Consider the following 5,590-nt stretch of genomic DNA (forward strand, 5'->3'; position numbering starts at 1 on the left):
AAGTCTTTGCGTCCGGGGTTACGGGTAGGATCGCCAGAAAGGAAGCCAAAGATAAAAAGTAAGACAAAGAAGGAAACAACGATATAAACGGCGATTTTTAGGGTTAACATTACTAAGACGTTCTCCTTAGACTAGATTAATTCAATAACAGGGGTGAGCATACCTTGACCTACTTTACCCCATTTGGGCGATCCCTGAACAGAGAAAAGCGATCGGTCTTCAGTTATCAGTTATCAGTGAGCAGTTATCAGTGAGCGGTGAGCAGATGTGAGTTTTGGCTCTTCTAGGTTCTGTGTGATAAGTTTAACTTACAGAGGATTGATCGATCTTTGTGTCCTTTGTGTCTGGAGTGGTTCGTTCCACTCACTGCCCCAAGACTGTATCTTAGAATACATTTTACCCACCAAACCTGGGAGAGCCGAGTTTTTAGTTTACTGATTACTGGGTACTGATCACTTAAAATACGACTAAATAGCCTATTTTTAGCCAATTTATGAATAATATCGGTAAATTGTATGTGGTGGGAACGCCGATCGGCAATTTAGACGATCTGACTTTGCGGGCCCTGGCAACTCTCAAAAAAGTCTCTCTAATTGCTGCCGAAGATACCAGACACACGGGCAAATTATTACAGCATTTTGATATTCCAACCCCTCAAATTAGTTACCACGAACATAATCGCCTTTCCCGTCTCGATCAGTTATTAAATATTCTCAGCCAAGGTCAGGATATCGCTTTGGTTACTGATGCGGGAATGCCGGGGATTTCTGACCCGGGTTATGAGTTAATTAAAGCTTGTATAGAAGCTAATATCGAAGTGGTTCCCATCCCCGGAGTAACGGCGGTAATTACTGCTTTAGCGGTGTCGGGATTACCCACGGAAAGATTCTGTTTTGAAGGATTTCTTCCGGGTAAGGAAAAGCTGAAACAAGAGCGCTTAGAGGGTTTAAAAACTGAAACAAGAACGATGGTTTTTTATGAAGCACCTCACAAACTTATTAAGACTTTGGAGGATTTACGCGAAACTTTCGGCCCAACGAGAAAGATAGTTTTAGGTCGGGAATTAACCAAGCTTTACGAAGAAATTTGGCGAGGAACTATCGCCGAGGCGATTAATTTATATCAGGAGAATAAAACTCCTAAAGGGGAATTTACAATCGTAGTTATGGGCAAAGATAAAACCGATAATATCCAATTATCCGAGGAGGAATTAAAACGGGAATTAAAACAAATTATAGAACGGGGAGTTAGTCGATCGCAAGCCAGCAGACAATTAGCACAGGTTACTAATTTATCCCGCAGTCGTTTATACAAATTAGCCCTAGAAATTTGATGATTATTAACTTTTATTCCCACCGCTAATCCTCGATTACTTAGCCGATTGAAGTAACAAAATTCCCCCGGCAGTTAATCCTAAAATGTTGGGCAACCAAGCGGCCATCAAGGGGGTTAAAACTCCGCCAATGCCTAAGGAACTGGTGACAAAAGATAGGAGATAATAGGAGAAAATTAGGACAATACAAATACCGAAACTGGTGGCTTTATTAGAATTTTGGGGACGCAATCCCAAGGCTGCCCCAATCATCCCAAAAACTAAACAAACAAAGGGTAAAGATATTTTCTGCTCGATTTGAACCTGCAATTTTCTAATTTTGGTGGGATTGCCGCTTAATTGCAGTATTTCTAGGTATTCCCGCGCTTGTCTAAGGGTCATTTCTGAACCATCTCGCGCCCGAAAAGCTAAATCTAAAGGGGTACGCGGTAGGGCTAATTGTTGATGTTGAAAGCGGACAATATTACGATAGGAACCCTTAGGATCAATTAGATAAATTGTACCGTTATAAAAATCCCAGATATTTTTTTCAATATTCCAAGAAGCTGATTCTGAGGTAATAATTTGATTAACTTCCGGTTGGGTGCGATCGAGAATGGTTAAACCTAACATTTCTTGACCGTTAAATCTTTCGGCATAAAATAACCTTCTTAATACCGTTTGCGCTTCCCCTCCATTCGCTGGCCGCACTTTGCCGTATTCAGGATAAATAATATTATCTTCAATAAAAGATTTGCGATTTGGTCGTAGGGCTTTGGTCATGGTAGCATTAGCTTCATAACTGGCAGCTGGAGCCACATAATCGTTAAAAACGTAGGTTAATCCCGTCACTATTAAACTTAGCACAATGGCGGGAATTATTAGGCGATAAACACTAATTCCAATACTTTTAAAAGCAATTAATTCGCTATCACTGGCTAAACGACTGTAGGCCATTAAAGCCGCTAAAAGTATCGACATGGGAAAGGCTAAAACGATAAACTCTGGCATTTTTAATAAGAGAATTTTTAAGGCCAAAGTAAAAGGTAAACCCGATTCAGTAATCCGTCGCACTAAATCAAATAAAGTACCGATCGCCACTCCCAAAGAAGTGAATAAACCCATACCAAATAAAAAGGGCAATAATAACTCGACAAAAATATAGCGGTCTAAGATGCTAAATCCGGGTATTCTACTTAAATTTCCTTGCCAATTGCCAACTTTCATGATATAATGCAGCGATTTTTATTAATAACAATTATCTGAAAAAATTATCACCCAAATAATACTGACGCACCAGAGGATTATTATAAAGTTCTTCGCCACTTCCCGCCGCTAAAATCTGCCCTTCGCGCATAATATAAGCCCGATTAGTGATAGCCAAAGTTTCTCGCACATTGTGATCAGTAATTAAAATTCCCATCTGACGATCCCTTAAACCAGCAATCATCGCTTGAATCTCGGACACGGCGATCGGATCCACCCCCGCGAAAGGTTCATCTAATAATAAAAATCTCGGTCCGTTGACTCCCACCGCTAAAGCGCGAGCTAATTCCGTCCTCCTTCTTTCTCCTCCGGAAACGTAGGCTCCTTTAGTGCGAACAATCTTATCGAGGCGAAATTCTTTTAATAAATCATAGAGACGATTTGCCCGTTGGGAAAAGGGAACTCCCGACTGTTCTAGGGCTAACTGAATATTTTCTGATACAGTTAAATAACGAAAAATACTGGCCTGCTGCGTCAGATAGCCAATACCCAGACGCGCCCTTTGATTAAGGGGTAATTTGGTAATTTCTTTTTGATCGAGCCAAACGCGCCCCAGATTCGGTTTAATTAATCCCGTGGCGATATAAAAAGTTGTGGTTTTTCCCGCACCATTTGGTCCTAATAACCCGACAATTTCCCCCGGGGCAACAGTAATACTCACCCGGTTAACCACGAGCCTTTTACCGTAGGATTTATGGATATTTTCTAATACTAAAGTCATCTTTATCCGGTGTTGGGAATTATGAATTATGAATTATGAATTATGAATTAGGAAGTGGGGGAATTATGAATTATGAAGTGGGAAATGGGGAAGTGGGGACGTGGGGAAGCTGTCTCATCACCCTATCACCCCAAAACCCTATCACCCTATCTCCTCCTGAATTCTGATTCCTGACTCCTAATCACTGCGGGTTAATAATTGGAGCAGCGGGGAGGGAAGGGGAAGGTATGGGTGCGGGTGTCGGAGAAGCAGCCGGTTGGGGGGAAGTTTCGTTATCTTTGACTAAATAAATTGACTCCACCTGCTGACTGGTTTGGGGAGTAGCGATAAATCTGCCCTCATCGACAAGATAAGTCATCGTTTCGGCGCGGATACTGTTGCCTTCCTGCAAAACGTAAACGTTACCCGTCATCACTAAACGACGTTCGCGGCTAAAATACTGAGCTTGAGCGGAAGTGGCCTGCATTTTGCGAGCAGGATAGAACACTTGTACGTTACCACGAGCAGTAATTACCCCGGTTTTTGAGTTCGCCTCCTGAATATCCGATCGCACTGTCATGGCATTACCCGGTACAATATTCTGCTGTGCTTTGACTAGGGGAGAAGTACCTAATCCCATGATTAAGCTAGTAGAAACGAGGGAAACTAGCCATCCTCTGATTTTTGCGTATCTTGCTCTCATAGAAATGTCACCTATAGACGTTTGTACTTACTAACTAATCTAGCTTTTTAGAGAACGGGATGACTTTTGAGGATTTTCGGCAGAGAACAGATAGATCGATCGAGGTGGGCATGAGGATGTTCCTGATTGCTTTTCATCGCTTCTAGCACTGCCGGTAAAGCTTGGGGATCGAGATTCTGTAAAAAGTTTAATAGATCCAAACTCTCCCCCACCAAGTGCGTCACGTTGATCCCCTCGTAATCGGGTTGATAGTGTTGCAAACGTCTAACCCCTTCTCCCAAAAGGATTACCGCTCCGCGCCAGTTATTATTTTCTAGATGGTAACAAGCGACAGCAATCTGCAAAATGCCTTGATAAAAGGTTTTTTCAGGCTCTGCGGACTCCATCCACAAAGCCTCTAGGGTATCATGACAAGCATAGAATTGCTGGCGATTAAATTCGTCGATTCCTTGCCCAAAAGCGCTGGCTGTCATTACCCTATACTAATGCCCCTTCATCGATTCGCGGACTTCTTGGATATAGTCGAGGGAAATTACCTGTTCTTCCCCAGCAAACTCGTTATCGGGGGTAATAAACAGCATACAGTGACATTCTTTCCGTTCCCGCATCGGCACACAGGGACAATTCCAGAAAGTATTTTTTACCTCCGCTTCTTTGTCTTCGTAGTGACGACAGGGACATAAAGGAGCGCCTAATTCGTCCTTATGACGCGCTAATCCCTCAATTACTACCGCTGTCACCGAGAGATCGCTACAGAAATAAGTATTTGTACCTTTAGCGTACTGTTCGGCAAACTTCTTCATCGCCTCAAGACTCTTATCCGTGTCCGTGATCTGGCTCATAGTTATCTGATCCCCTTAGCTTTCTACAAAAAAACTCTTTACTATCCTATCTCGATCCGCTTCCCCTTGGCTGAGGGGAATTTTTAGAATCTCTTTTGATTTTGCGACCGATCCCCTTGTTAATCTAATACGATAAAAAGACTCTCTTTGGCCAAAAGCTCGACTTTTTGGCCAGCAGATCGGAATTATAGGGGCAAAGTTCCTCAAAACCTGTCCTTGATTCCTGCAATCCCTGTCCCCTATCACTACCAGAACATGATTTTATCTTTCTTGGAGACAAATAAAATTTCTGACGATAACACACCTTGGTGGCTGAAAATTACCTCCCTTTATCCCCACTGTATCTACTATTTTGGTCCCTTTGCTTCTTTTGAGGAAGCACAACAGCATCAGGGGGGTTATCTACAGGATATAGAGTCCGAAGGAGCGCAAGGGATTAGTCTTTCGATCGAGCGGAGTAATCCCCATTATTTGACCGTTTTTGACGATGAAAATCAGCATCTAGCTAAAACTTTTGCTTCCCATGCTCGAACCTTTTCTCGCTTTATTTCTTAAGTCTCCCTGTCCTCTTTGTCAACGGCAGAGCGATCGAGAGCTTTGCCGTGATTGTGAGGGACAATTACAGGCCTATCGTCAGAATAACCCGCTTTTTCTCTGGCGTGGTTCTATTCCCCTGTTTATCTGGGGACGCTATGAAGGTAAATTAAAACAGGCGATCGCTAAAATGAAATATGATCGCCATCCCGCTCTCGGCTCTTTGCTAGGCA

At 42.7% G+C, this 5,590-nt stretch carries 9 protein-coding genes and 1 pseudogene; 4 read left to right on the forward strand and 6 right to left on the reverse strand.

Going from position 1 to position 5,590, the window contains the following annotated elements; translation table 11 throughout:
* Positions 1-110, reverse strand: a 110-nt coding sequence (locus PX484_RS20715) for a photosystem II reaction center protein I (RefSeq protein WP_288105334.1), incomplete at its 3' end; no start/stop codon positions are given.
* A 383-nt stretch (positions 111-493) separates the two neighbouring features.
* On the opposite strand from PX484_RS20715, the gene rsmI reads away from it, so the two are divergent.
* Positions 494-1,333, forward strand: a complete 840-nt coding sequence (rsmI, locus tag PX484_RS20720) for a 16S rRNA (cytidine(1402)-2'-O)-methyltransferase (protein WP_287765904.1) — start codon at positions 494-496, stop codon at positions 1,331-1,333.
* 36 nt (positions 1,334-1,369) lie between these two features.
* On the opposite strand, the gene PX484_RS20725 is transcribed toward rsmI, so the two are convergent.
* Together PX484_RS20725 and lptB are read right to left on the reverse strand one after the other, a co-directional pair.
* Positions 1,370-2,539, reverse strand: a complete 1,170-nt coding sequence (locus PX484_RS20725) for an LptF/LptG family permease (protein WP_002803077.1) — start codon at positions 2,537-2,539, stop codon at positions 1,370-1,372.
* A gap of 31 nt (positions 2,540-2,570) precedes the next feature.
* The gene (gene lptB / locus PX484_RS20730; protein ID WP_002782446.1) at positions 2,571-3,299 is read right to left on the reverse strand and encodes an LPS export ABC transporter ATP-binding protein; all 729 of its coding nucleotides are present in this window, start codon (positions 3,297-3,299) and stop codon (positions 2,571-2,573) included.
* Between the two features lie 35 nt (positions 3,300-3,334).
* Here lptB and PX484_RS20735 point away from each other — a divergent pair, with 35 nt between their 5' ends.
* Positions 3,335-3,466, forward strand: a complete 132-nt coding sequence (locus PX484_RS20735) for a hypothetical protein (protein WP_002803080.1) — start codon at positions 3,335-3,337, stop codon at positions 3,464-3,466.
* Between the two features lie 14 nt (positions 3,467-3,480).
* On the opposite strand, the gene PX484_RS20740 is transcribed toward PX484_RS20735, so the two are convergent.
* The 3 genes from PX484_RS20740 to PX484_RS20750 are packed head-to-tail and all read right to left on the reverse strand — an operon-like array spanning position 3,481 to position 4,823.
* A complete protein-coding gene (locus tag PX484_RS20740) occupies positions 3,481-3,981 on the reverse strand; it encodes an LptA/OstA family protein (RefSeq protein ID WP_002803086.1) in 501 nt (166 codons plus the stop codon).
* Between the two features lie 47 nt (positions 3,982-4,028).
* Positions 4,029-4,454: a DUF309 domain-containing protein gene (locus PX484_RS20745; protein WP_002803089.1), complete on the reverse strand. Its 426-nt coding sequence runs from the start codon at positions 4,452-4,454 to the stop codon at positions 4,029-4,031.
* Positions 4,455-4,463: 9 nt separating this feature from the next.
* A complete protein-coding gene (locus PX484_RS20750; protein WP_002803092.1) occupies positions 4,464-4,823 on the reverse strand; it encodes a ferredoxin thioredoxin reductase catalytic beta subunit in 360 nt (119 codons plus the stop codon).
* A gap of 255 nt (positions 4,824-5,078) precedes the next feature.
* Here PX484_RS20750 and PX484_RS20755 point away from each other — a divergent pair, with 255 nt between their 5' ends.
* Both PX484_RS20755 and PX484_RS20760 read left to right on the forward strand, forming a co-directional pair.
* On the forward strand, positions 5,079-5,378 hold the full coding sequence (locus PX484_RS20755; protein WP_287765901.1) for a DUF1816 domain-containing protein: 300 nt from the start codon (positions 5,079-5,081) through the stop codon (positions 5,376-5,378).
* A pseudogene (locus PX484_RS20760) lies at positions 5,347-5,590 on the forward strand (ComF family protein); the annotation flags it as partial. The gene PX484_RS20755 and the pseudogene PX484_RS20760, both read left to right, overlap by 32 nt.

Origin of the sequence: Microcystis sp. M49636_WE2, from assembly GCF_030065375.1 — a bacterium.
Lineage (GTDB): Bacteria > Cyanobacteriota > Cyanobacteriia > Cyanobacteriales > Microcystaceae > Microcystis > Microcystis aeruginosa_C.